Genomic DNA, 24903 nt, shown 5'->3' with positions numbered 1-24903 from the left:
CCCTCCACCGCAAAGGCCGCGGGTCACGCTCGAGCACTCATCACCCGAAGCACTTCGACGCCGGCTTGGTCGGCGACTCGACGAGCTGACGGGCGAAGCAGGAGACCCGACATCCGCCGAAGCGGTGCCGGGTCTCCTGGAATGTACCTCTGGCGGACGGAATGTCTGGTTGGCCGAAACCCGGCCATTCGCGGCCGAGATCAGGACATTGCTGCCCGACCGAGCCGGGACATTTCCTGTCCGTTCACATCAGCTGCAGCCGCTGGTGCTGCCGCAGCCCTCGCAGACGTAGCAGGAGCCGGCGGGGCGCATCTTGGTGCCGCAGGTGAAGCAGAGCGGGCTGTCGACGGCGGTGCCGGTGATCTGCTCGAGGAGCTCGGCGCTGGTGTGGGCAGTGGCGGGGGCGGGCTTGGCGGCCGCCTCCACGACGTCGGCGGCCGGGGTGGCCTCGGCGTCGTCCTCGAGGAGCTCGATGGCCGGGGCCTCGATCAGCTCGGCGGCGGTGGAGCCGGTCTCCTGGAGGGGCTCGTAGGAGCCGGTCTCCAGGTAGCGCTGGCGCTCCTCGGCCGAGTAGATGCCCAGGCCCTGGCGGGTCTCGAAGGGCAGGTAGTCGAGAGCGAGGCGACGGAAGACGTAGTCCATGACGGACTGCGCCATCCGGATGTCCGCGTCGTCGGTGAGGCCGGCGGGCTCGAAGCGCTGGTTGGTGTACTTCGAGACGAAGGTCTCCAGCGGCACGCCGTACTGCAGGCCGATCGAGATCGCGATCGAGAACGCGTCCATGACTCCGGCCAGGGTCGAGCCCTGCTTGCCGAGCTTGAGGAAGATCTCGCCGAGCGAGCCGTCCTCGTGGGCACCCGAGGTCATGTAGCCCTCGGCGCCACCCACCGTGAAGGAGGTGGTGCGCGAGACCCGGGACTTCGGGAGGCGCTTGCGGGTCGGGGCGTAGACGACCTTCTCGATCACCTTCGGCTCGAGGTCCGACTCGACCTTCGCGGCGGCGTCGGCGGCATCCTTCTTGGCCTTGCCGCCACCGTCGGCGAGCGGCTGGCCCACCTTGCAGTTGTCGCGGTAGATCGCGGTGGCCTTGAGACCGAGCTTCCAGGACTGGAGGTAGACCTCCTCGATCTCCTCGACGGTCGCCGACTCCGGCAGGTTGACCGTCTTGGAGATCGCGCCGGACAGGAACGGCTGGGCGGCCGCCATCATCCGGACGTGGCCCATCGGCTTGAGGGCACGGGCACCCATCGCGGTGTCGAACACCTCGTAGTGCTCGGTGCGAAGGCCGGGGGCGTCGATCACGTGGCCGTGCTCGGCGATGTAGGCGACGATCGCCTCGACCTGCTCGTCGACGTAGCCCATCTTCCTGAGGGCCCGCGGGATCGTCTGGTTGACGATCTGCATCGAGCCGCCGCCGACCAGCTTCTTGAACTTGACCAGAGAGAAGTCCGGCTCGATGCCGGTCGTGTCGCAGTCCATCATGAAGCCGATGGTGCCGGTCGGCGCGAGCACCGAGGCCTGGGCGTTGCGGAAGCCGTGCTTGTCACCGATCTTCAGCACGTCGGCCCACGCCTTGGTGGCCAGCTTGTGGACCTGGCTGTCGGCGATCGAGAGGGTGCGGACGGTGTCGTTGGCCGCCTGGTGCTTGCGCATGACCCTCTTGTGGGCCTCGGCGTTGCGGGCGTACCCGGCGTAGGGGCCGACGACGCCGGCCAGCTCGGCCGAGCGCTTGTAGGACGTGCCGGTCATCAGCGAGGTGATCGTCGCGGCCATCGCCCGGCCACCGTCGGAGTCGTAGCCCAGACCCATCGCCATCAGCAGTGCGCCGAGGTTGGCGTAGCCGATGCCGAGCTGGCGGTAGTCGACGGTGGTCTTGCCGATCGCCTCGGTCGGGAAGTCGGCGAAGCAGATCGAGATGTCCATCGCGGTGATGATCAGCTCGACGGCCTTCGCGAACAGCTCGCCGTCGAAGGTGTCGTCGTCCTTGAGGAACTTCAGCAGGTTGAGCGACGCCAGGTTGCACGAGGAGTTGTCGAGCGACATGTACTCCGAGCACGGGTTGGACGCGGTGATCCGGCCGGTCTCGGGGTTGGTGTGCCAGTCGTTGATCGTGTCGTCGTACTGGAGGCCCGGGTCGGCGCACTCCCACGCCGCGGTGGCGATCTTGCGGAACAGGTCGCGGGCGTCGACGCGCTCGATCACCTCACCGGTCTTGCGAGCCCGCAGGCCGAACTCGGTGCCGTCCTCGACGGCGCGCATGAACTCGTCGGAGACGCGGACCGAGTTGTTGGCGTTCTGGTACTGGACCGAGGTGATGTCGGCGCCGCCGAGGTCCATGTCGAACCCGGCGTCGCGCAGCGCGCGGATCTTGTCCTCCTCGCGCGCCTTGGTCATCACGAACTCCTCGATGTCGGGGTGGTCGACGTCGAGCACGACCATCTTCGCCGCCCGGCGCGTGGCGCCGCCCGACTTGATGGTGCCGGCCGACGCGTCCGCGCCGCGCATGAAGGAGACCGGGCCGGAGGCGGTGCCGCCGGAGGAGAGCAGCTCCTTGGAGGAGCGGATCCGGGAGAGGTTCAGGCCGGCACCGGAGCCGCCCTTGAAGATGAAGCCCTCCTCCTTGTACCAGTTGAGGATCGAGTCCATCGAGTCGTCGACGGAGAGGATGAAGCAGGCCGAGACCTGCTGCGGCGACGGGGTGCCGACGTTGAACCAGACGGGGCTGTTGAACGAGAAGTACTGGTGGACGAGGAGCCAGGTGAGCTCGTGCTCGAACACCTCGGCGTCCGCGTCGGTGGCGAAGTAGCCGAAGTCGACTCCGGCCTTGGTGTAGGTCTTCACGACCCGGTCGACGATGTGCTTGAGGCTCCACTCGCGCTGGTCGGTGCCGACCGCGCCGCGGAAGTACTTGGTGGTGACGATGGTCGAGGCGTTGACCGACCAGAAGTCGGGGTACTCCACGCCGCGCTGCTCGAAGACCGTCTCACCGGTCTTCCAGTTGGTCTGCACGACGTCGCGGCGCTCCCACGTGATCTCGTCGTAGGGGTGCACGCCAGGGGTGCTGAAGACCCGTGCGATCTTCAGTCCTGCGCCCGCCTTGGCCTTGCCCGCCGCCTTCTGGGGGGCTCCGCCACTCACCGTCTCGGTCATCCCTCTTGGTCCCGTCTGTCGAGGTTGGTGTGTCTGGTTTGGATACTTGCTGGTGCCACCGACAGTCCCCGGACTCGGTCCCGGGGCCCCGGTGGCGACGTTGGTGGGCCCGGCGCACATCGCTTCCCCACGATGCACGCCGGGCCGTCTGGGGTCAGCCCGTGGGGACGGGCTGAGCTTGCTGCGGAGCTCCCGCGCGCTCCGCGCGCAGGGCCGCGATCTCGTCCTCGAAGTCGTCGGCGGACTCGAAGGCCCGGTAGACGCTCGCGAACCGCAGGTAGGCGACCTCGTCGAGCTCGCGGAGCGGGCCGAGGATCGCGAGGCCCACCTCGTGGGCCTCGATCTCGGCGGTGCCCTCGAGCCGCAGCGCGTCCTCGACGGCCTGGCCGAGGCAGGCGAGCTGGTCCTCGGTGACCGGCCGGCCCTTGCAGGCCTTCCGGACGCCGGCGATCGCCTTGTCGCGCGTGAAGGGCTCGCTCGCGCCGGAGCGCTTGAGCACCGTCAGCTGCATCATCTCCACGGTGGTGAACCGGCGCTCGCACGCCGAGCAGGTACGACGCCGGCGGATCGAGCCGCCGTCGTCAGCCACCCGGGAGTCGAGGACCCGGGTGTCGGTGTTGCGGCAGTACGGACAGTGCATCGCGGGCCCCTCCTCCCTGTGGATAAAACCGGGTCACACTGTGTAGAACCAACGCCGGACTGTGGTGCTTCCGCGTGCCGGGCTGTGGATCCCCGCATCCCCAACATGTTGATGAACTACAACCGTGTAACACAAGATGTAGTGGTAACAGTAGGCCCGGGCCGCGAGGGGCGCAAGTAGCGCGGACAAGATCTTCCGGCCGCCCCGGGCGGCTCGGCATCGCCGCAGGTCAGCGCGCCTCCGACACCCGAAATTCGGGGCAACGACCGGCGCGTCGAGACCGTCCCCACCCGCACGGGTGGTTTCCGGACCCACCCCCAGGGCAGGTGTCCTGCATGCAGGCACCTCCCGCCCAGGAGAGTCGCACCGAGGCAACCGCCCGGCTCTTCGCCGCCCGCCGTACCGCCGACTCCCAGGCCCGCCGCCGCCTGGAGGAGGACCTGGTCCGAACCAACATGCGGGTCGCCGCCGACGCCTGCCGGCGCTTCCGCAACCGGGGCATCGCCAACGAGGACCTCGAGCAGGTCGCGTACGTCGGCCTCGTCAAGGCCGTCCAGGGCTTCGACCCCGACCGCGGCCACGACTTCCTCAGCTACGCGATCCCCACGATCCGCGGCGAGGTGCGCCGTCACTTCCGCGACCTCGGCTGGGCGATCCGGCCGCCGCGCTCGATCCAGGAGACCCAGGGCAAGATCCTCGGGGCAGAAGGCGAGCTCATCCAGGAGCTGGGGCGCTCCCCGCGACCGTCCGAGATCGCCGAGCGGATCGGCGTCGAGGTGGGCCTGGTCGTCGAGGCGCTCGGCGCCAGCGGCTGCTTCTCCCCCGTCTCCCTCGACGCCGCGGTCACCGAGGACGACGAGCCGCTCACGCTGCGGCTCGGCGCCGACGAGGGCGGGTACGACGTGGCCGAGGCGCGCGCGATGCTCGGTCCGGTGCTCGCCGGGCTCAGCCAGCGGGAGCGGACGATCGTCGAGCTGCGCTTCGTGCGCGGCTGCACCCAGGCCGAGATCGGGCAGGCGATCGGGGTCACCCAGATGCAGGTCTCCCGCCTCCTCGCCAAGCTGATGACGCGGATGCGCGACGAGCTGGTGGTCGCGCGCGCCGCCTGACCGCGATCGCGTCCGATCCGCCACAATGGCGCGGTGACGGGTGCGACGGGTGGGACGACGCCGGGGAAGCGGGCCGGCAGCCGCCGCGGCCCCCGTCCCCAGCGCAGGTTCCGGCCGGGGCTGCTCGTGCTCGCCCTCGGGATCACGGCCTGCATCGTGGCCTGGGGCTACCTGGTCGTCGCGGCCATCGACTTCGGCACCAGCGCACGCGGCGGCGAGGGTGCCGCCTGGTGGTTCCTGGCGCTCGCGTCGGTCGGCGCCGTGGCCTGTCTCTTCGTGGGACTGATGCTGATCGCCCAGGTCCTGCGCCGCCTCGGCATCACCTCGGGCCCGGCCCGGAAGACCGAGCCGGAACCGTCGGACGCGCCGCCGACCCCGCGACCCGTCGGCGGGCGCCGGGCCAAGCGCTGACGGTGGCGGGACGGGCCGCACTGCATCCCGGAAGACCGCGAGGGGCGGAGCCACCTGGCTCCGCCCCTCGTCTTCCCCGGTTTCGCCGGCCGGGGTCGAGGCGGCCGGCGAAGTTCGTGGAGGTGCCGTCAGTCGACGGGCACCAGCAGCCGCTGACCCGCGGCCACCATGCCGGAGTCCAGCGCGTTGAGCTTCGAGATCTGGGCGACCATGGCGCGCACGTCGCCGTCGCCGGCGATCGCGGCCGCGATGTCCCACAGGGTGTCACCCGGGCTGACCTGGACGACACGGGTCGGCTCCGCGGTCCCGCCCTCGCCGGTGGCGACCGAGCTCGAGGCGACGACCAGGCCGACGGCGAGCACCGCCAGCAGGGCCACCAGGACGACGACCGCGCGGCCGCGTCGGGTGAGCCGGACCGTGCTCCGCGGGCGCACCGCGGGCTTGCCGTGCCCAAGGGAGGGGCTCAGCATCTGGTCGATCGTCATCGTGCTCATGGGTGACCTCCTGGGGAAGTGGCTCGCCGTCGTTGCGGGCCTTGGGTCTGTGTTCGTGTCGAGACCAGTTCTAGAGGCCGCCACCGACAGAGCCCGGGGACCTGTCTGGACCGCCCGCTCGATCAGACGTTCGATCGAACACATGTACGAAGGTAGAGCACCTGTTCGAACGAAATCAAGGGTCAGACGAACATTTGTTCGAGAGCCTGTCGCGACACGCCCGTTCGAACAGATGTTTGAACAATCGGGACGGCGTGGCTAGCGTGAGCCCATGCCCAAGACCCCGGCGTCCAAGAACACCGCGTCCAAGAGCACGGCCAAGAAGATGACGGTGCGCGAGCTCCCCGACGGCCCGGCCGACGCGACGGGACTGACGCCGCGCCAGCAGCGGGTCCTCTCGACGATCAAGGACTCGATCGAGAAGCGCGGCTACCCGCCCAGCATGCGCGAGATCGGCGAGGCCGTGGGGCTGACCAGCTCCTCCAGCGTCGCCCACCAGCTGCGGGTGCTGGAGGAGAAGGGGTTCCTCAAGCGCGACCCCAACCGTCCGCGCGCCCTCGAGGTGTTCCTGCCGGAGGTGATGGCGGCCCGCCGGTCGCTGGGCGCCGGCGAGGAGTCGTCGTACGACGAGACCGGGCTGGGCGACCAGGTGCCGGCCGCGAGCTACGTGCCGCTGCTGGGGCGGATCGCCGCCGGCGGCCCGATCCTGGCCGAGGAGCGCTACGACGACGTCTTCCCGCTGCCGAAGCAGCTCGTGGGTGAGGGCGAGCTCTTCCTGCTGGAGGTCTCCGGCGACTCGATGATCGAGGCCGCGATCTGCCACGGCGACTACGTGGTGATCAAGAAGGAGCAGACCGCCGACAACGGCGACATCGTCGCCGCGCTGATCGACGGCGAGGCCACGGTCAAGACGTTGCAGCGCAAGGACGGAAAGGTGTGGCTCCTCCCCCACAACCCCAACTACGATCCCATCGACGGCACGAACGCCACCCTGCTGGGCAAGGTGACCGCGGTGCTGCGACGGGTCTGAACCCCGAGGCGGACAGGGCTATCGGGGAATTGCCTGGTCGACCCCCGGGTTGACTAGGGGAGACACCCGATGCCAAGGGAGGGCCGATGGGTGACGCTGGTGCGGTGACGACAGCACCAGCCAGCGTGCGCGAGGACGGGTTCCCGCGCTGGGTCCGGGCCATCCTCGAGCTGGTGCTGATCCTCGGCCTGTGGGTGCTCTACAGCCTGGCCCGGCTGCTCGCCGACACCAGCATGGGCCCCGCCCTCGACCGGGCCAACGAGCTGCTGCACGTGGAGCGCCTGATCGGCATCCACTGGGAGACCCCGATCAACCAGCTGTTCACCGACCACCGGGTGGTGGGCCTGATCGGCAGCTACTGGTACGCCAGTCTCCACTACGTCGTCACCATCGGGGTGCTGGCCTGGCTGTGGCGCCTCGGCGCCGACCGCTACGGCCCCGCCCGCCGGGCCCTGGTCATCTCGACCCTGCTCGGCCTGCTCATGTACATCTCCATGCCGACCGCCCCGCCGCGCTTCATCACCGGGTACGTCGACGTGCTCAGCCTGCACGCCGCCGACGGCTGGTGGGGCGCCGACGCGTCCGCCCCGCGCGGGCTCGGCGGGCTGACCAACGAGCTGGCGGCGTTCCCCTCGCTGCACGCGGGGTGGGCGCTGTGGGTGGCCCTCGCCATCCAGCTCTACGCGACCCGCAAGTGGGTGCGCGTGGTCGGCTGGGTCTATGCCATCGGTACGGCGGTCGTCATCATCGGCACCGGCAACCACTGGGTCATCGACGCGCTCGTCGGCTGGCTGGTCGTGCTCCTCGGTTGGGTCGCGGCCACCGCGATCGGCCGGATCCCGATACCGGTGCCCTGGGCCAAGCGCAGATCGAGCGCCAAACCAGTGCGTGCGGGCACCGCGGTCGTGGAGTGAGGCTCCCCGCCGCACGGTCCCGGCGACCGACGTGACGCAGTCGACGGACGAGATCTGTCGGCTACCGTGCGGCGGTTGGGATTTTCACAGGTTCGTGCGGTTGAGTTAGCGGGTGCATCCCTCTCTCGGTCGACGCCTCGTGCCCGCAGTCGGTCTGCTCACGCTCGGCCTGCTCGTCGGCACGCTCGGCCTCCCCGCCGCCTCGGCGTCCGACACCACGCTCCCCGCGCCCGAGGTCGAGTCGACCGACGCCGCGACCGACGCGCTGACCGAGGTCCGTGAGCTCGCCGACGGCCGCACCGAGACGGGCCGCGACCTGACGATGGCGCTGCGCGAGCTGCGGCTGCACCAGGACGAGCTCTCCCCGACCGACCGCACCGCGGCCCGGAGGCTGCTGAACCGGCCGCCGACGAAGTACCAGTGGGCCTCCGAGCAGGTGCAGCAGTTCGGTGGCGTGCTCGTGCACTGGGACGCCGGGACGGTCACGCCGGCGTACGTGTCCCAGGTCGGCACGGTCGTCAACAACGTCCTCGCGACCTACACCGGCTCCGGCTACCGGGCGCCCAAGTCGGACGGCACGAACGGCGGCGTCGCTGCGGGGCTGCTCGACATCTACCTCGTCGACTTCGCCGCCAAGGGCGAGTTCGGTCTCTACGGCTACTGCGACAGCGACGCCCCGCCCCCGAACAACGGCCCCTACGACGTGTCGGCGTACTGCGCCTTCGACAACGACTACGCCGAGTACCCGGGCACCCCCGACAACACCCTCAACGTCACCGCGGCCCACGAGCTCTTCCACGCCGTGCAGTTCGCCTACGACTACGAGGAGGACCGCTGGTTCCTCGAGGCGACCGCGACCTGGGTCGAGGACGAGCTCTACGACGACGTCAACGACAACTGGCAGTACCTCGCCGCGAGCCCGCTGCGCCAGCCGCGGCAGTCGCTCGACCAGTGGACCGAGACCGGTCTTCGCCAGTACGGCGAGTGGATCTTCTTCCGCTACCTCTCCGAGCGGTGGCCCACGCGCCAGGGCGCGCTGCCCGTGATCATGCGCCGGCTGATGGATCGGGTCGACGGCGCCGCCGGTGGACCCGACACCTACTCGATGCGCGCCATCGAGCGCGAGCTGAAGGCCCGGGGGACCTCCCTGGCCAAGGTGTACGCCGACTTCTCCGACGCCAACCGTCGGCCGCAGGTCACCTACGAGGAGGGCGCCTCCTACCAGGCCGCGGCGCCGAGCGCGACGTGGAAGCTGTCGAAGCGGCACCCCGACACGCGGGTCCGCCGGACCACGGTCAACCACCTCGCCTCGGCCACCGCCCGCCTCGTCCCTGGCGCCAAGGTGGCCGGCGACAAGTGGCGGCTCCGGGTCAAGCTCGACCTCCCCAGTCAGCATGCGGCCGCGGTCATCAGCAGCTACCGCACGGACGGGGTCGTCAAGACCAGGCCGGTGCGCCTGGACCGCCACGGCCGCGGCACCGCCGTGGTGCGCTTCGACGGCCGCACGGTGAGGTACGTCGAGGTCACCCTGGTCAACACCAGCGCCCGCTACCGGTGCTGGCGCGCCCAGCCGGACGCCCGGGTGCTCTACAGCTGCCGCGGCAAGCCGCGCGACCAGCGCCAGCCGATGCTGATCCGGGCTCGCGCGATCAGGTAGCCGCCAGCCGGGTGAGCGCCTGGCGCACCACGGCCGGGTCGGTCGTGGTCCACATGGGCGGCAGGCTCGCCTTGAGGAACCCGCCGTACCTGGCCGTCGCCAGCCGCGGGTCGAGCACCGCGACGACGCCCCGGTCGGTGCCGGTGCGGATCAGCCGGCCCGCGCCCTGCGCGAGCAGCAGCGCCGCGTGGGTGGCCGCGACCTGCATGAAGCCGTTGCCGCCGGCACGGTCGGCGGCCTGCTGGCGTGCGCTGAGCAGCGGGTCGTCGGGCCGCGGGAACGGGATCCGGTCGATGAGCACCAGCTGGCAGGTGTCGCCGGGCACGTCGAGGCCCTGCCACAGGCTCAGGGTGCCGAAGAGACACGTGTGCGGGTCGCTGACGAACTGGGCCGCGAGCTCCGGCAGCTGCGCGTCGCCCTGGGCGAGGGTCGTCAGGTGGGGCAGCCGCTCGCGCACCGTCTCGGCGGCCGCCTCGGCCGCGCGGCGGCTCGAGAAGAGGCCGAGCGTGCGGCCCTCCGACGCGTCGACGAGCTCGACGATCTCGTCGAGCACCGCCGGCCCGAGCCCGTCACGACCGGGCGGCGGGAGGTGGCGGGCGACGTAGAGGATGCCCTGCCTGCCGTAGTCGAACGGGCTGCCCACGTCGAGGCCCAGCCAGGGCATCTCCTCGTCCTCGGGCTTGAGGCCCAGGCTCGTCGCGACCGTCCTGAAGTCGCCGCCGAGCTTGAGCGTCGCCGAGGTGAAGACGACGGTCTTGTCGGTGAGCAGCTTGTCGCGCATCGGGCCCCAGACCTGGAGCGGCGCGACGCAGAGCCGGGGCGGCATCCGCTCGGTGCCCTCGCTGAGCCAGAGCACGTCGGAGTCGAGGTCGGCCGCCATCCGCTCGGCGGTCGCGAACACCTCCTGCACGGCGCCCTTCGCCTGCTGCATCGCGGCGTCGGCGTCCTCGGTCGTCTTGGGGTACGCCGAGACGCACGCCCGCGCCGCGTCGCGCACCAGCAGCAGCGCATCGCCGAGGTCCTGCGGGATCGTGTCGAACCGGCCCGGCCGCGCCTCGTTGATCGCCTCGCGCAGCGCATCGGCGGCGTCGGCGAGGTCGTCGGCCTGGTCGCCCTCGACATGGCGCTGGCTGCGCCGCGCGGCGCGCTCGACCTCGGCCGCCCACAGCTCGTCGGTCGCGGCCTGGGTGACCCGGGCGGTGAGCTCGTGCGCCTCGTCGATCACGACCACGTCGTAGTCGGGGATCATCGGCACGCCCTCGATCGCATCGATCGCGAGCAGGCTGTGGTTGGTGACGATCAGGTGCGACCGGTGCGCCTTCTCCTTGGCCCGCTCGGCGAAGCACTCCTGGCCGAAGGGGCACTTGGCGGCGCCCAGGCATTCGCGGTGGTTGACGCTGACCTGGCGCCACTCGCGGTCGGTGTGCCGCGGCGCGTTGTCGCGCTCGCCGCTGCCACCCTGCTCGGCCTGCTCCTCCGCCCAGTCGCGCAGCTCCAGCACCTTCTTGCCGAGGGACCCGGTCGGCAGCTCGACCTCGAGCGTGCCCTGGTCGTCGGGGACGCCCTCGCGGATGCGGTGCAGGCACGCGTAGTTGGAGCGCCCCTTGAGCACGGCGTACGACGTGTCGACCGCGCCCGCCGCCGGATCGGCCGCGAGGGCCTCGACCAGCCGCGGCAGGTCTCGCTCGACCAGCTGGTGCTGGAGCGCGAGCGTCGCGGTCGCGACCACCACCCGGTCCTGGTGGAGCAGGCTGGGCACGAGGTAGGCCAGCGACTTGCCGGTGCCGGTGCCCGCCTGCACGAGCAGGTGCTGACCGCTCTCCATCGCCGTCGCGACGGCCTCGGCCATCTGCACCTGGCCGGCGCGCTCGTGCCCGCCCAGCGCCGCCACCGCCGTGGTCAGCAGGTCGGTGACGGTGGGGTTCTCTGGCACCCGAGAACCCTAACGGCGGCGACGGACACTCCGTCGCCGCCGTCCCCAGGGTCGCGGTGTGACTAGAACTTCAGGTGCTCGAGGTAGCCGTGGCCGACGGCGGCCGTGGTGAGGGGCGTGACATCGGGGGTGTCGTTCTCGACGATGTACTCCTCCACGCGGTGCTTGCGGAAGATCTCGGCGAAGTCGATGACGCCCGTGCCCAGGTCGGCCATGTCGCCGTTGGAGGCCGCCCGGTCCTTCACGTGGTACTGCCGCACCTCCTGGGGCGCGGACCGCACGACGTCGATGGCGAACTCGAGCGGGTCGGCGGCACCGGAGTTCACCCCACCGGTGTAGGCCCAGTAGAGGTCGACCTCGAGGTGCACCAGGCGCGGGTCGAGCCGCTCGGTGAGCACCTCCCAGGGGGTCACTCCCCCGCCGAGGTCGGTCGTGAACTCGTGGGCGTGGTTGTGGTAGCCGTAGCGCAGCCCGTAGCGGCGGGCGATCGCGGCCTCGGCGTTCATCTGGTCCGCGGCGTCCTGCCAGTACGACAGCTGGTCGGAGACCAGGTACGGCACGACGACGTACTTCTGCCCCAGCGTCTTGGCGTTCTCCATCTTGGTGCGGATGGCGGCGGAGTTGCGGTTGCTGAGCCCGTCGTGGCTGGAGGTCGCACGGATGCCCTGCGCATCGAGGGCGGCCTTCATCTGGGCGGCCGTCAGCTTGTAGTAGCCGGCGAGCTCGACCCGCTCGTAGCCGTACTGCGCCAGCCGCTCCAGGATCGTGGGCAGCGTGGTGCCGTCGGTGACGTCTCGAAGCGTGTACATCTGGATCGAGATCAGCTCGTGGGGCACGCGGCTGCCGTGCCCGCGTCCGCCCTTCCCGCGGTGGCCGTGGGCGACCGCGGGGGACGCCGCCCCGAGGGCGGCGGCCCCGACCGCTCCTGCGGCGCCGATCGCCGCCGCCCCGCGGAAGACGGAGCGGCGGCTGGCGCCCTTCTGGTCCAGCGAGTCGCGCAGGGCGCGCTCGCCGTCAAATCCGAAACACATGACAGTGGTCCTTTCCCGAGATGGACACGTGCAGGTGGTGCGGTGTTACCTACTCCTTCGTCGCGAACGCCGCGTCGAAGGCGGCTGCGGGTGCGTCGAACGCGAGCCGACGCACGAACTCGAGGGCCTCGGGGGCGCCGACGAGGCGGTCCATGCCGGCGTCCTCCCACTCGACCGAGATCGGGCCGTCGTACCCGATTGTGTTGAGCATCCGGAAGCACTGCTCCCACGGGACGTCGCCGTGGCCGGTGGACACGAAGTCCCAGCCGCGCCGCGGGTCCGCCCAGGGCAGGTGCGAGCCCATCCGGCCGTTGCGGCCGTTGCCGACCTGCTTCTTCGCGTCCTTGCAGTCGACGTGGTAGATCCGGTCCTTGAAGTCCCAGAGGAACCCGACCGGGTCGAGGTCCTGCCACACGAAGTGGGACGGGTCCCAGTTGAGGCCGAACGCCTCGCGGTGCCCGATCGCCTCCATCGTGGCGACGGTCGTCCAGTAGTCGTAGGCGATCTCGGAGGGGTGCACCTCGTGGGCGAACCGCACCCCGCACTCGTCGAAGACGTCGAGGATCGGGTTCCAGCGGTCGGCGAAGTCGCGGTAGCCGGCAGCCACCATCTCCTCCGTGGCCGGCGGGAACATCGCGACGTACTTCCAGATCGACGAGCCGGTGAACCCGACGACCGTCTTGACGCCGAGCTTCTGCGCCATCCGGGCCGTCATCTTCATCTCGTCGGCCGCCCGCTGCCGGACGCCCTCGGGGTCGCCGTCGCCCCACACCTTCGACGACAGGATCGCCTCGTGGCGGGCGTCGATCGGGTCGTCGCAGACGGCCTGGCCCTTGAGGTGGTTGGAGATCGCGAAGACCTGCAGCCCGTACTTCTCCAGCAGGTCCAGCTTGCCCTGCACGTAGCCGTCGTCGTCGGCCTGCCACGGGTCGAGGTGGTCGCCCCAGCAGGCGATCTCGAGCCCGTCGTAGCCCCACTCCGAGGCGAGCTTCGCGACCTCCTCGAAGGGCAGGTCGGCCCACTGTCCGGTGAAGAGCGTGATCGGTCGAGGCATGTCAGTTCCTTCCTAACGAGGGTCAGCGGACGCCGAGCAGGTGCTCCATCGCGAGCTGGTCGAGGGCTTCCATCGCCACGCTGCGCGAGCGCAGGGCGTCGAGGTCGTACGTCGCGTTGCGGACGTCGTCGAGCGACTCCCCCGCCGCCACCGTCGGCTGCTCGAGCTCGGCCACGCCGGCCGCCTCGAGGGCCGCCTGGACCTCGGGGTCGGCCCGGAACGCCTGGACCTTCTCGCGCAGGATCAGGTAGTTGCGCATGCAGGCGCGGGCCGACTCCCAGACGCCGTCGATCGCCTCGGCGCGCGGCGGCTTGTAGTCGAAGTGCACGTAGCCGTCGTAGCGCTTGGAGGTGCCGGCGCCCAGCATCGCGTCGACGGTCCAGAACGCGCCGCGGAGGTTGCCGGCGCCGAAGCGCAGGTCCTGGTCGAAGCGCGGGCCGTGCTGGCCGTTGAGGTCGATGTGGAAGAGCTTGTCGTGCCACAGCGCCTGGCTGATGCCGTGCGCGAAGTTGAGGCCCGCCATCTCCTCGTGCCCGACCTCGGGGTTGAGGCCCACCATCTCCGGGTGGTCGAGCTCGGAGATCAGGGCGATCGCGTGACCGATCGTCGGCAGCAGGATGTCGCCGCGCGGCTCGTTGGGCTTGGGCTCGAGGGCGAAGCGGAGGTCGTAGCCCTTGTCCTTGACGTAGCCGGTGGCGATGTTGAGCGCGTCGCGGAAGCGGTCCATGGCGGCCGGCACGTTCTTGCTGGCGCCGTGCTCCGCACCCTCGCGGCCGCCCCACATCACGAACGTCTGCGCGCCGAGCTCGGCGGCCAGGTCGATGTTGCGCAGCACCTTCGCCAGGGCGTAGCGGCGCACCTCACGGTTGTTGGCCGTGATCGCGCCCTCCTTGAAGACCGGGTCGGAGAAGGTGTTCGTGGTGACCATCTCCACGACCAGGCCGGTGTCGGCGAGTGCCTTCTTGAAGCGGTCGAGCGTGGCGTCGCGGGTCGCCTCGTCGGGGAGCAGGTCGTCGTCGTGGAAGGTGACGGCGGCGGCGCCGAGCTCGGCGAGCTGGTAGGTCGCCTCGACCGGGTCGAGCAGGTCGCGGGACGCGGGCCCGAAAACGTCGGTGCCCTGCCACCCGACCGTCCAGAGTCCGAACGAGAACTTGTCCTCGGGGCGGGGGGCGAAGCGGTCGGTCACTGGGGGATCTCCTGCCAGGTGCGGGTCTCGGAACTGGTCTCGACGGCGTCCAGGACGCGCTGGACCTGGAGGCCGTCGGCGAACGTCGGGGACGGGTCGGTCCCCTCGGCGATCGCGGTCACCAGGTCGACGACCTGGTGGGTGAAGCCGTGCTCGTAGCCGAGCCCGTGGCCGGGGGGCCACCACGCGGCGACATAGGGGTGCTCCGCCTCGGTCACGATGATCCGGCGGAAGCCGCCGACCGCCGCGGGCTGGGTGGCGTCGAAGAACTCGAGGACGTTCATGTCCTCGAAGTCGAAGGCGATGCTGCCCAGCGAGCCGTTGATCTCGATGCGGATCGCGTTCTTGCGGCCGTTGGCGAAGCGGGTCGCCTCGAAGACGCCCATCGCTCCGCTGGAGAAGGTCGCCAGGAAGGACGCGGCGTCGTCGACGGTGACCGGGCCGCGCTCGACGGAGGTGCCGCCGCCGCCCAGGCTGCCGGAGGTGTCTCCCGCGGGATAGGGCCGCTCCTTGACGAAGGTCTCCAGCCGACCGGTGAGCTCGACGATGCGGTCGCCAGTGATGAACTGGGTGAGGTCGACGATGTGCGCGCCGATGTCGCCGAGCGCGCCGGAGCCGGCCTTCTCCTTGTCGAGCCGCCACGACAGCGGTGCCTCGGGGTCGGAGATCCAGTCCTGGAGGTACTGCGCGCGGACGTGACGGATGTCGCCGATCTTGCCCTCGGCGACGAGCTGGCGGGCCAGGCCGATCGCGGGGACCCGTCGGTAGGTGAAGCCGACCATGGTGAGGACGCCGTTCGCGCGGGCCTTCTCGGCGGCGGCGGTCATCTCCGCGGCCTCGGCGACGGTGTTGGCGAGCGGCTTCTCGCAGAGCACGTGCTTGCCGGCCTCGAGTGCGGCGATCGCGATCTCGGCGTGCGTGTCGCCCGGCGTGCAGATGTCGACGAGGTCGATGTCGTCGCGGGCGATGGCCTCGCGCCAGTCGGTGGAGCTCTCGGTCCAACCGAGCCGCGTGGCGGCCTCGGCGGCCCGGCCGGCGTCGCGACCGACGAGCAGGGCCAGCTCGGGGCGGAGCGGCAGCGAGAAGAAGTACGGCGCGGTGCGCCAGGCCTGCGAGTGGGCGTTGCCCATGAACGCGTGGCCGATCATGGCGACGCGCAGGGTGCGCTGGTCAGTCATGGGGAGACTCCCGGGGAAAGTGGTGCGTGCCCGCCCCCGCGACGCCCAGAGAGGGGGACGGAGAGCGGGGGCGGGCACGGGTCGGTCAGGACTCGAACGCGGTGTCGATGTACTGGTCGACGTTCTCCTCGGTCACGACCGGGGCGTAGAGCTGGACCTTGCGCGGGACCTCGACCTCGACGAGGTCGGACATCGACTTGCCCTGGACGAGCAGGCGGGCGAGCTTGATGCCGTCGGCGGCCTGGGTCGACGGGTAGATGACCGTCGCCTTGAGCACGCTGTCGCCGTCCTGGATCGAGCGCATCGCGTTGGCCGAGCCGGCGCCGCCGATCATCTTGAACTCGTCACGACCGGCGTTCTCGATCGCCGCGAGGACGCCGACACCCTGGTCGTCGTCGTGGTTCCACAGGAAGTCGATCTTCGGGGCCGCCTGGAGCAGGTTCGTCGCGGCCTCCTCGCCACCCTCGACGGTGAAGTCGGCGGCGACGCGGTTGTCGACGTCGAGGCCGCACTCGGAGAGCGCGTCCTTGAAGCCCTTGCTGCGGTCCTGGGTGAGCGGCAGCGAGTCGATGCCGGCGATCTCGGCGACGACCGCGTCCTTGTTGCCGTCGGCCTCCGCGCAGACCCAGGCACCGGCGGAGACGCCCATGCCGTAGTTGTCGCCGAGGACCGTCACGCGGGCGGCGTTGGGGTCGTCGAACTCACGGTCGACGTTGATCACCGGGATGCCCTTGGACATCGCCTCGAGCGCGATCGGCGTCATCGCGGCGCCGTCGAACGGCAGCAGCACGATCGCGTCGACGCCGTCGTTGATGAAGGTCTCGATCTGGCTGATCTGGACGTTCACGTCGTTGGTGCCCTCGGCGACGCGCAGCTCCACGTCGTCGTACTCGTCGGCCACGTTCTGGGCGGACTCGGTGATCGAGCCCATCCAGCCGTGGTCGGCGGCGGGTGCGGAGAAGCCGATGACGACCTTGTCGCCGGACTCGTCGTTGGAGCCCGCTGCGGCCGCAGAGGTGCCGCCGCTGGTCTCGTCGTTGTCGTCGTCGCCGGAGGAGTCGTTGCTCGTGCAGGCGGCGAGGGACAGGACCGCGATGCCGGCGACCAGGCCGGTGGCGAAACGCTTCCTGGACCTCAGGGTGGTGGACCGCAGGGACATGGTGGTGCTCCTTGTGTGATGCGGAGAGTGATGCGGTGGTGGTGGTGTTGAGCGGTGCTAGGTGGTGCTGTTCCGAGACGCCAACCTCTGCTGCAGGAGCACGGCGGCGACGATGATGGCTCCCTTGAAGAGCGACTGCTCGGAGAAGGAGCGGTTGTTGAGGATGAAGATGTTGGTGATGCTCGAGAAGATCAGGACGCCGAGGACGGTGCCGACGATCGTGCCGCGGCCACCGGTGAGCAGCGTGCCGCCGATGACGACTGCCGCGATCGTGTCGAGCTCGAGGAGGCTGCCGTGCGTCGAGCTGCCGGTCGTGGTCTTGGCCACGAGCATCAGCGCGGCGATGCCGCAGCAGAAGCCGATCAGCACGTAGAGGTAGACGGTCTGCCGCTTCACGTTGATGCCGGCCAGGCGGGCCGCCTCGGGGTTGCCTCCGACGGCGACGGTACGGCGGCCGAACGTGGTGCGGTTGAGCAGGATCCAGCCGGCCACCGAGACCAGGGCGAACAGCCAGACCTGGACGTCGATGCCCAGGATGTCGCGGTTGAAGAAGTCGTCGAACCCCTCGACGCTGACGATCTGGGTCTTCTTGTCGCTGATGATCTCGGCGAGGCCGCGGGCGCTGGCCAGCATCGCCAGGGTCATGATGAACGGCACGATGTTGCCGTAGGCGATCAGCAGCCCGTTGATCAGGCCGCACGCGGAGCCGACCAGCAGGGCGACGGCGACCATCCAGAGCCAGTGGATGTCCTGGGCCAACTCCTGGGTGGCGACCGTGGTGCACCAGACCGACGAGAGGGCGACGATCGCGCCCACCGAGAGGTCGATGCCGCCACCGATGATCACGAACGTCATCCCGATGCTGACCACGCCGACGACGGCGGCGAGCCGCAGGATCGTCATCGCGTTGTCCCAGTCGGTGAAGCGGCTGCCCGCCGTGATGGCGCCGACGAGGCAGATCAGCAGCAGCGCGACCACGAGGCCCGCGTTGCGGCCGACGCTCGTGCGCAGCAGGGCGAGGACCGGGTTCGGCTCCCGCTCGGTCTCGAGCGCTTCCTTCTCGACGCGCACGCTGTCCTGGCTCATGCCGGAACCCTTTCTTCCATGACGAGGTCGAGGACCTTCGCCTCGTCGATGTCCGTGGATGCGGACTCGTGGACGACCTCGCCCTCGCGGACGACGAGGACCCGGTCGGCGAGACCGAGCACCTCCTCGATCTCGCTGGAGACGACCACGACCGCGACGCCGCGGTCGGCGAGCGACCGGACGAGCTGGTAGATCTCGGACCGGGCGCCGACGTCGACGCCGCGGGTGGGCTCGTCGAGCAGCAGCACCCGGCAGTCGCGCAGCAGCCACCGGGCGAGCACGACCTTCTGCTGGTTGCCGCCCGAGAGCGTGCGGACGGCGCGGGTCACGCCCGTGGGCCGGACGTCGAGGCTGGTGGTCAGCTCCTCGGCGCGCTTGCGCTCCTGGCCGCGGTCGAGGAACCCGAACCGGGCGAAGCGCGCCATCGACGACATCGTGATGTTGCGGTAGACCGCCTCGTCGAGCAGCAGGCCCTGGCTCTTGCGCTCCTCCGGGGCCAGGCCGACGCCGGCCTGCACCGACGAGGTCACCGAGCCCCTGCGCAGCCGCTTGCCGTCGACGGCGACCGTCCCCGTCGAGGCCCGCCTCGCGCCGTACAGCGTCTCGAGGATCTCCGACCGGCCGGCTCCGACCAGGCCGGCCAGCCCGACGATCTCGCCGGCGTGCACGGTGAGGTCGACGCCCGTGAACACGCCGGCGAGGCTGAGGTCCCGCACCTCCAGCACCGGCTCACCCTGGTCGCGGGGAGTCTCGGGGCGGGGCGGGAAGACGTACTCGATCGAGCGACCGGTCATCAGCCTGATCAGCTCCGCGGTCGGGGTGTCCGCGACCGCGAGGCCCGTGGCGACGGTGCGGCCGTCCTTGAGGACCGTGATCCGGTCGCCGATCTGGCGGATCTCCTCGAGCCGGTGGGAGATGTAGACGACCGCGACGCCCTCGGCCGTGAGGCTGCGGATGACCCGGAAGAGGTTCGCGACCTCCTGCTGGTCGAGCACCGCGGACGGCTCGTCGAGCACGAGGAGGCGGGTGTCGTGGGACAACGCCCGCGCCATGCTGACGATCTGCTGGTTGGCGGGCGAGAGGTCCCCGACCACGCGGGTGACCGGGATCTCCGCGTGGCCCAGCCGGGCGAGCAGCGCCCTGGCCATCTCGCGGGCCCGGCTCCGTTGGCTGAACCCGGCCCGGGAGACCTCGTGCCCGAGGAAGACGTTCTCGGTGACGTCGAGGTGCGGCACCAGGTCGAGCTCCTGGTAGATCGTCGCGACGCCGTGCTCGATCGCCTTGGCCGGCGTGGAGAACGCGGCGTCCTGGCCGTCCCAGGTGATCGTGCCCTCGTCGGGCTGGTGGAAGCCGGAGAGCACCTTGATCAGCGTCGACTTGCCGGCGCCGTTCTGGCCGAGCAGGCAGTGCACCTCGCCGGCGCGGACGTCGAGGTCGACGCCGTCGAGCGCGCGGACGCCGGGGAACTGCTTGACGATCCCGGTCATCTGGAGCAGCGGTGTGTCGGTCATCGGGTTCCTCCCACGAGGGCGGCGCGAGGCGCCACGAGCGTCGGGTCGTCGAACACGGCCTCGAGGGCGACGGCGGCGCCGCCCCTGACGGCGGCGGTGAAGCCGAGGGTCGAGAACTCCACCCGGGTGCCACCGGAGTACGGCGCGAGGACGCCGGCCTGCAGCTGCTCCTCGATGAGCGGGCGGAGCTGCTGCCCGAGGCCGGCGAAGTAGCCGCTGAGCACGATGGCAGCGGGGTTGAGCGCGTTGGTGAGCAGCGCGGCGCCCACGCCGATCCAGCCGGCGACCTGGTCGAGCGCCGCGCGGGTGCGGGTGTCGCCCAGGTCGGCGCGCCGGTTGATCTCGGCGATCCGGTCGTCGAGCGACAGCGCCGGGTCGCGCACCGGGTCGTCGGGGTCCGCGGCGGCGTCGAGCAGCGCGCGGAGTCCGGCGACGGTCTCCCAGCAGCCGACCCGGCCGCACCCGCAGCGACGGCCGCCCGGCTCGACGATCATGTGGCCGAACTCGCCGGCGTACCCCTGGTGGCCGCGCAGCAGCCGGCCGCCCGCGACGATGCCGCCGCCGACACCGACCTCGCCGAAGATCACGAGGATGTCCTGACGAGTCGCGTCCCCGGGGACCGCCTCGGCGATGGCGGCGAGGTTGCCCTCGTTCTCGACGCCGAGCGGGTACGCCGCACCGAGCCGGGCCCGCAGACCGGCGCCCACCGGGACGTCGCGCCATCCCAGGTTCGGGCCCACTGCGAGCACCTCCCGGGCGCTGTCCAGCAGGCCGGCGACGCCGACGGTCAGCCCGACCGGCGTCGCGCCGACGGTGCGCACGTCGGCGTCGGTGCGGCGTACCAGCTCGGCGAGCTTGTCGAGCACCTCGTCGGCGGTGAGCCGGTGCGCGTCGAGCGCCAGCCGGTGCTCCGCGACGACCTGACCGCTGAGGTCGAGGGCGATCGTCGAGACGTGGTTGACGTTGATCTCGGCACCGATGCCGCACACGGCGCGACCGTCGATCTCGACCAGCGAGCCGGGCCGGCCGACGCCGCCGCGCTCCACGCCTGCGGTGCGGACCAGACCGAGCTCCTCGAGCTCGGCGACGAGCGTGCTCGCCGCGGACCGGGTCAGGCCGAGGTCGGTGGCCAGGCGGGCCCGCGAGCGCGGGCCCTGGTCGCGCAGCTGGCGCAGGACGAGGGAGAGGTTGGGACTGCGCACCCGCGACCCTCCCTGCACACCGGGGGCGAGGCAGGCTTTGTGACTGCCATCACCCGTTTGTCGTGACGACGCACAAACTAGGCAGTGAACCGGGCCGCTGGCAAGCGATTCAGGCGAAAGAATCCGCGCTGAGCGTCAAACTTTGCAAAGTGATCTGCAGAAGTAGGCCGATTTCTGAGACTCGGGTGGCATCTAGGGGGCATACACGGACGCGCTGATCAGCCGCGCCGCCCCGATCACCCCGCCCTCGTCACCGAGCTCGCTGAGCACGATCGGCAGGTTCCCGGTCGCCAACGGCAGGGAGCGGCGGTAGGTGACGCCGCGGACCTCGGCGAGCAGCGCGTGACCGAGTCCGGTGACCCGGCCGCCGATCACGATGAGGCCGGGGTTGAAGAACGACACCAGGCCGGCCAGCACCTGGCCGATGTGCCGGCCGCTGTCGCGGATCAGCTGGACGGCCTGGGCGTCGCCTTGCGCGACCGCGTGCCCGACGTCGGCCGCGGTGAGCTCGCCCTTCTCCTCCAGGATCGCGGCGAGCGCCGGCGACCGGCCGCTGCGGGCCGCGGCCGTCGCGTCGCGGGCGAGGGCGGCCCCGCCGGAGAAGGCCTCGAGGCAGCCGGTGTTGCCGCAGGCGCAGGTCGGGCCGAAGTCCTCGACGCGGATGTGCCCGATGTCGCCGGCGCAGCCGTTGACCCCGCGGTAGAGCTCGCCGTCGATCACGATGCCGCAGCCGATGCCGGTGCCGATCTTCACGAACAGGAAGTCCTGCGCGCCCCTCGCGACCCCGGCGTGCTGCTCCCCCACGGCGAGCACGTTGACGTCGTTGTCGAGCACGACCGGGCAGCCGAGCTCGCGCGACACCGCGTCGCGGACCGGGTAGCCGTCCCAGCCCGGCATGATCGGCGGCGAGACCGAGACGCCCCGGCCGAAGTCGACCGGACCGGGGACGCCGACGCCGGCGCCCATCAGGCTGGTGACGCCGACCTCGTCGATCACCTCGCGCACCAGCTCGATGGCCGCCGCGAGGACGACCTCGGGTCCCTGGCGGATGTCGCAGGACTGGTGCCGGGTCGCGAGCACGGCCAGCCGCCCGTCGGTCACGCCGACCGACATGCCGGTCGCGCCGATCGAGATGCCGACGAAGTGGACGTCCTCGGAGAGGTCGACCAGCGTCGACCGGCGGCCGCCGCGGGACGCCGCCGGCCCGGCGTCCTGGGCGAGGCCGAGCTCGACGAGACGGGCCACCTCGGCGGCCACCGTGGTCCGGGAGACCTGGAGCCGGTCGGCGAGCTGGGCCTTCGACAGCGGCCCCGCGTCGAGGAGCTGGGCGAGGATCCGGGCCTGCATCGCGTTCTCGGCGCGGCCCGCTAGGGAATGACGCACGGGAGGGAGTCTCCCACGCAGCTCCCAGCGCGGTGGCCGACTACGGGAGCTCGGCCAGCCGGTCGGCGACGTAGTCGCCGAAGGCCCGGTGGCCCGCGGGGGTCAGGTGCAGCCGGTCGGGCAGATAGGTGAGCTCGAGGCCCGAGGTCGGCACGTACGGGACGCGGTAGCGAGCGGCCAGACCGGTCAGGAGGAGGTCGACGTGCGCGGCCCGGCGGGCGCGCGCGGGTGCGGCCGCCGGCCCGACGACCACGACGCGCTCGCCGCGCAGCGACGTCATCAGCCGCGCGAAGCCCGCGCGCACGTCGGCGTCGGGCTGGTCGTAGTCGTTGAGTCCGCCCTGGACGACGACCAGGTCGGCCGACCGACGCAGGGCGCGCGGCGCGCGGTCGGCGAAGGAGACCTGGGCGCAGTCACTGGCGTGCTCGGCGAACCCGGAGCCGGAGAAGCCGGCGACGCGCACCCGGCCGGGGAGCCTCGACGGCCACGACTCGGCGGGCCGGTCCAGGCCGAGGCCGGCGGACCAGGAGTCGCCGATGACGAGGATCCGGGTCCCCGAGCCGCTGACCGCGGCCGCCCGGTCCCGGGAGTCGCCGGCGAACCGCTCGCACCGCGTGGGACGCGAGCCGATCGCGCCGACGGCGAGCAGGACCGTCAGGGTCGAGGCGAGCACTGCCACGACGACGGCGCCGACCAGCACCGGCCGGCGTACCCATGCGCCCATGTCTTGCCCCCGAGTCACCACGAAATCGTCAGCGACAGGACGGCCTCGTGTCCGCGGAATGACGCAGAAATCGCTCGAATTGTGGCCGGGCGGGCGGCGGGAGTTTCATCAAGGGATGACGGTGGAGCCGCGCTCACCCGGGCGAACTCGCCCTGGGAAGCGCCGGTCGGCCTGCATCCCCTGATGAAACTGCGACCCGCGCAGCCTGGGCCCGGGCTAGAGGTGGACGCCTCGAGCTCGCGGGCCAGGCCGGAGGGGAGTTTCATCAAGGGATGACGGTGAAGCCGCGCTTACCCGGGCGAACTCGCCCTGGGAAGCGCCGGTCGGCCTGCATCCCTTGATGAAACTGCGACCCGCGCAGCCCGGGCTGAAGGGCGGACGCCTCGAGCTCGCCGGCCAGGTCGGGGGGGCGGGAGTTTCATCAAGGGATGACGGTGAAGCCGCGCTCACCCGGGCGAACTCGCCCTGGGAAGCGCCGGTTGGCCTGCATCCCTTGATGAAACTGCGACCCGCGCAGCCTCAACCTGGGCTAGAGCGCGTACGCCTCGAGCTCGCCGGCCAGGTCGGGGTTGGCCCGACCGACGACGATCGTGCCGTCGCCGGTGTGCTCCATCGAGGTGATCTCGCCCTGCTGGTGGAGGCGGTTGATCAGGTCGCCGCGGCCGTAGGGCAGCAGCGCCTTGAACTCCACGCCCGGTCGGGGCAGCTCGCCCTCGACGATGCGCAGCGCCTCGGCGATGCCCTCGCCGGTCTTGGCCGAGACGACGACCGAGTGCGGCTCGCGCTGGCGGAGCCGGGCGATGACCATCGGGTCGGCCTGGTCGGCCTTGTTGATCACGACCAGCTCGGGCACGTCGGTCGCGCCGATCTCGGCGAACACCTCGCGCACCGCGGCGATCTGGCCCTCGGGGTCGGGGTGCGACCCGTCGACGACGTGCAGGACCAGGTCGGAGTCGGCGACCTCCTCGAGCGTGCTGCGGAAAGCCTCGACCAGCTGGTGCGGCAGGTGGCGCACGAAGCCGACGGTGTCGCTCATCGTGTAGACGCGGCCGTCGGCGGTCGTGGTACGACGGGTCGTCGGGTCGAGCGTCGCGAACAGCGCGTCCTCGACGAGTACGCCCGCGTCGGTGAGCCGGTTGAGCAGCGAGGACTTGCCGGCGTTGGTGTAGCCGGCGATCGAGACGCTGGGGATGTGGTTGCGACGGCGCTCCTGGCGCTTGGTGTCGCGGGTCCCCTTCATCTCCTTCAGCTCGCGGCGGAGCTTGGCGATCTTGGTGTTGATCCGGCGGCGGTCGGTCTCGATCTTGGTCTCACCGGGGCCACGGCCACCGATGCCCGCACCGCCGGCGACCCGGCCACCGACCTGGCGGGAGAGGTTGCCACCCCAGCCGCGCAGCCGCTGCTTCATGTAGCTCAGCTGGGCCAGCTCGACCTGCGCCTGGCCCTCCTTGGACTTCGCGTGCTGGGCGAAGATGTCGAGGATCAGAGCGGTGCGGTCGACGACCTTGACCTTGAGCCGGTCCTCGAGGTTGCGCAGCTGGCTGGGCGCGAGCTCGCCGTCGCAGATCACGGTGTCGGCGCCGGTGGCCTTCACGATCTCGGCGAGGCCCTCGACCTTGCCGCGGCCGACGTACGTCGCCGGGTCGGGCGACTGCCGGCGCTGGTAGATCGCGTCGAGCACCTCGGAGCCGGCGGTCTCGGCGAGCAGCGCGAGCTCGGCCATGGAGTTCTCGGCGTCCTCGACCGTGCCGTCGGTCCAGACACCGACCAGCACCACCCGCTCCAGGCGGAGCTGGCGGTACTCGACCTCGGTGATGTCCTCGAGCTCGGTGCGCAGGCTCGCGACCCGGCGGAGCTGGTGGCGCTCCGCGAGGTCCATCTCGCCAGTGGTGAGGTCCTCGGGATCGGGCTCGTCGGCGTACCCGGTCTGGAAGTCGTCGTCCCAGTCCTCGGTGGCCTCGAGCTCCTCGTCGAGGTAGAAGTTCGGCTCAGCGTTCGTCATATGGGGCACAGCGTACGTTTCAGTCATCTGTTCCTCCCAACGCTTAACC

At 71.0% G+C, this 24903-nt stretch carries 20 protein-coding genes; 5 read left to right on the top strand and 15 right to left on the bottom strand.

What is annotated here, in order from left to right:
- Positions 1-249 precede the first annotated feature (249 nt).
- Both HZF07_RS19345 and nrdR read right to left on the bottom strand, forming a co-directional pair.
- Complete coding sequence (locus HZF07_RS19345) at positions 250-3150, bottom strand: vitamin B12-dependent ribonucleotide reductase (protein ID WP_157343880.1); 2901 nt, start codon at positions 3148-3150, stop codon at positions 250-252.
- 154 nt (positions 3151-3304) lie between these two features.
- A complete protein-coding gene (gene nrdR / locus HZF07_RS19340) occupies positions 3305-3790 on the bottom strand; it encodes a transcriptional regulator NrdR (RefSeq protein ID WP_157343879.1) in 486 nt (161 codons plus the stop codon).
- 335 nt (positions 3791-4125) lie between these two features.
- Between nrdR and HZF07_RS19335 the strand changes: the two genes are divergently transcribed.
- Positions 4126-4899 (top strand): sigma-70 family RNA polymerase sigma factor, encoded by a 774-nt coding sequence (locus HZF07_RS19335; RefSeq protein ID WP_157343878.1) that lies wholly within the window; start codon positions 4126-4128, stop codon positions 4897-4899.
- 33 nt (positions 4900-4932) lie between these two features.
- A complete protein-coding gene (locus HZF07_RS19330) occupies positions 4933-5310 on the top strand; it encodes a hypothetical protein (protein ID WP_157343877.1) in 378 nt (125 codons plus the stop codon).
- 128 nt (positions 5311-5438) lie between these two features.
- Here HZF07_RS19330 and HZF07_RS19325 read toward each other — a convergent pair whose 3' ends face one another.
- On the bottom strand, positions 5439-5804 hold the full coding sequence (locus HZF07_RS19325; protein ID WP_157343876.1) for a LysM peptidoglycan-binding domain-containing protein: 366 nt from the start codon (positions 5802-5804) through the stop codon (positions 5439-5441).
- Positions 5805-6075: 271 nt separating this feature from the next.
- Between HZF07_RS19325 and lexA the strand changes: the two genes are divergently transcribed.
- The 3 genes from lexA (at position 6076) to HZF07_RS19310 (ending at position 9405) form a co-directional block, all read left to right on the top strand.
- The gene (gene lexA / locus HZF07_RS19320) at positions 6076-6834 is read left to right on the top strand and encodes a transcriptional repressor LexA (protein ID WP_157343875.1); all 759 of its coding nucleotides are present in this window, start codon (positions 6076-6078) and stop codon (positions 6832-6834) included.
- Between the two features lie 104 nt (positions 6835-6938).
- Positions 6939-7748 (top strand): phosphatase PAP2 family protein, encoded by an 810-nt coding sequence (locus tag HZF07_RS19315; RefSeq protein ID WP_157343874.1) that lies wholly within the window; start codon positions 6939-6941, stop codon positions 7746-7748.
- Positions 7749-7887: 139 nt separating this feature from the next.
- Positions 7888-9405, top strand: coding sequence for an MXAN_6640 family putative metalloprotease (locus HZF07_RS19310; RefSeq protein WP_157343873.1), 1518 nt, complete (start codon positions 7888-7890; stop codon positions 9403-9405).
- On the opposite strand, the gene HZF07_RS19305 is transcribed toward HZF07_RS19310, so the two are convergent.
- From HZF07_RS19305 to hflX, 12 genes are all read right to left on the bottom strand, one after another.
- Positions 9398-11254, bottom strand: coding sequence for an ATP-dependent DNA helicase (locus HZF07_RS19305; protein WP_232523627.1), 1857 nt, complete (start codon positions 11252-11254; stop codon positions 9398-9400). The two genes, HZF07_RS19310 and HZF07_RS19305, sit on opposite strands and share 8 nt — an antisense overlap.
- 146 nt (positions 11255-11400) lie before the next feature.
- Positions 11401-12369, bottom strand: coding sequence for a sugar phosphate isomerase/epimerase family protein (locus HZF07_RS19300; RefSeq protein WP_157343872.1), 969 nt, complete (start codon positions 12367-12369; stop codon positions 11401-11403).
- A gap of 49 nt (positions 12370-12418) precedes the next feature.
- Positions 12419-13423: a sugar phosphate isomerase/epimerase family protein gene (locus tag HZF07_RS19295; protein WP_157343871.1), complete on the bottom strand. Its 1005-nt coding sequence runs from the start codon at positions 13421-13423 to the stop codon at positions 12419-12421.
- Positions 13424-13445: 22 nt separating this feature from the next.
- Positions 13446-14609 carry a xylose isomerase gene (gene xylA / locus HZF07_RS19290; protein ID WP_181645397.1) on the bottom strand — a complete coding sequence of 388 codons (1164 nt, stop codon included), beginning with the start codon at positions 14607-14609 and terminating at the stop codon, positions 13446-13448.
- Positions 14606-15787 (bottom strand): Gfo/Idh/MocA family protein, encoded by a 1182-nt coding sequence (locus HZF07_RS19285; protein ID WP_157343870.1) that lies wholly within the window; start codon positions 15785-15787, stop codon positions 14606-14608. The genes xylA and HZF07_RS19285 overlap by 4 nt, the downstream gene beginning before the upstream one ends.
- Positions 15788-15872: 85 nt before the next feature.
- Positions 15873-16946 (bottom strand): substrate-binding domain-containing protein, encoded by a 1074-nt coding sequence (locus HZF07_RS19280; protein ID WP_157343868.1) that lies wholly within the window; start codon positions 16944-16946, stop codon positions 15873-15875.
- 57 nt (positions 16947-17003) lie between these two features.
- The gene (locus HZF07_RS19275) at positions 17004-18032 is read right to left on the bottom strand and encodes an ABC transporter permease (protein ID WP_157343866.1); all 1029 of its coding nucleotides are present in this window, start codon (positions 18030-18032) and stop codon (positions 17004-17006) included.
- On the bottom strand, positions 18029-19543 hold the full coding sequence (locus HZF07_RS19270; RefSeq protein ID WP_198346431.1) for a sugar ABC transporter ATP-binding protein: 1515 nt from the start codon (positions 19541-19543) through the stop codon (positions 18029-18031). The genes HZF07_RS19275 and HZF07_RS19270 overlap by 4 nt, the downstream gene beginning before the upstream one ends.
- The gene (locus HZF07_RS19265; protein WP_309504856.1) at positions 19540-20745 is read right to left on the bottom strand and encodes an ROK family transcriptional regulator; all 1206 of its coding nucleotides are present in this window, start codon (positions 20743-20745) and stop codon (positions 19540-19542) included. The genes HZF07_RS19270 and HZF07_RS19265 overlap by 4 nt, the downstream gene beginning before the upstream one ends.
- 192 nt (positions 20746-20937) lie before the next feature.
- The gene (locus HZF07_RS19260) at positions 20938-22128 is read right to left on the bottom strand and encodes an ROK family transcriptional regulator (RefSeq protein WP_309504855.1); all 1191 of its coding nucleotides are present in this window, start codon (positions 22126-22128) and stop codon (positions 20938-20940) included.
- Positions 22129-22168: 40 nt separating this feature from the next.
- Positions 22169-22870, bottom strand: a complete 702-nt coding sequence (locus tag HZF07_RS19255) for an SGNH/GDSL hydrolase family protein (protein WP_157343865.1) — start codon at positions 22868-22870, stop codon at positions 22169-22171.
- Between the two features lie 511 nt (positions 22871-23381).
- Complete coding sequence (gene hflX, locus HZF07_RS19250) at positions 23382-24854, bottom strand: GTPase HflX (RefSeq protein WP_157343864.1); 1473 nt, start codon at positions 24852-24854, stop codon at positions 23382-23384.
- Between the last annotated feature and the right edge of the window lie 49 nt (positions 24855-24903).

Origin of the sequence: Nocardioides agri (assembly GCF_013778305.1) — a bacterium.
In the GTDB taxonomy this organism is placed as follows: Bacteria; Actinomycetota; Actinomycetes; order Propionibacteriales; family Nocardioidaceae; genus Nocardioides; species Nocardioides agri.
The sequence above is the reverse complement of the archived record's forward strand: the minus strand, read 5'-3'. Positions and strand labels throughout refer to the sequence as shown.

Excerpts from the sequence above, each read along its gene's own strand:
- HZF07_RS19345 (WP_157343880.1), bottom strand. The coding sequence starts at position 3,150 with ATGACCGAGACGGTGAGTGGCGGAGCCCCCCAGAAGGCGGCGGGCAAG.
- nrdR (WP_157343879.1), bottom strand. The coding sequence starts at position 3,790 with ATGCACTGTCCGTACTGCCGCAACACCGACACCCGGGTCCTCGACTCC.
- HZF07_RS19335 (WP_157343878.1), top strand. The coding sequence starts at position 4,126 with ATGCAGGCACCTCCCGCCCAGGAGAGTCGCACCGAGGCAACCGCCCGG.
- HZF07_RS19325 (WP_157343876.1), bottom strand. The coding sequence starts at position 5,804 with ATGAGCACGATGACGATCGACCAGATGCTGAGCCCCTCCCTTGGGCAC.
- lexA (WP_157343875.1), top strand. The coding sequence starts at position 6,076 with ATGCCCAAGACCCCGGCGTCCAAGAACACCGCGTCCAAGAGCACGGCC.
- HZF07_RS19305 (WP_232523627.1), bottom strand. The coding sequence starts at position 11,254 with ATGGCCGAGGCCGTCGCGACGGCGATGGAGAGCGGTCAGCACCTGCTC.
- HZF07_RS19300 (WP_157343872.1), bottom strand. The coding sequence starts at position 12,369 with ATGTGTTTCGGATTTGACGGCGAGCGCGCCCTGCGCGACTCGCTGGAC.
- HZF07_RS19295 (WP_157343871.1), bottom strand. The coding sequence starts at position 13,423 with ATGCCTCGACCGATCACGCTCTTCACCGGACAGTGGGCCGACCTGCCC.
- HZF07_RS19285 (WP_157343870.1), bottom strand. The coding sequence starts at position 15,787 with ATGACTGACCAGCGCACCCTGCGCGTCGCCATGATCGGCCACGCGTTC.
- HZF07_RS19280 (WP_157343868.1), bottom strand. The coding sequence starts at position 16,946 with ATGTCCCTGCGGTCCACCACCCTGAGGTCCAGGAAGCGTTTCGCCACC.
- HZF07_RS19275 (WP_157343866.1), bottom strand. The coding sequence starts at position 18,032 with ATGAGCCAGGACAGCGTGCGCGTCGAGAAGGAAGCGCTCGAGACCGAG.
- HZF07_RS19270 (WP_198346431.1), bottom strand. The coding sequence starts at position 19,543 with ATGACCGACACACCGCTGCTCCAGATGACCGGGATCGTCAAGCAGTTC.
- hflX (WP_157343864.1), bottom strand. The coding sequence starts at position 24,854 with ATGACGAACGCTGAGCCGAACTTCTACCTCGACGAGGAGCTCGAGGCC.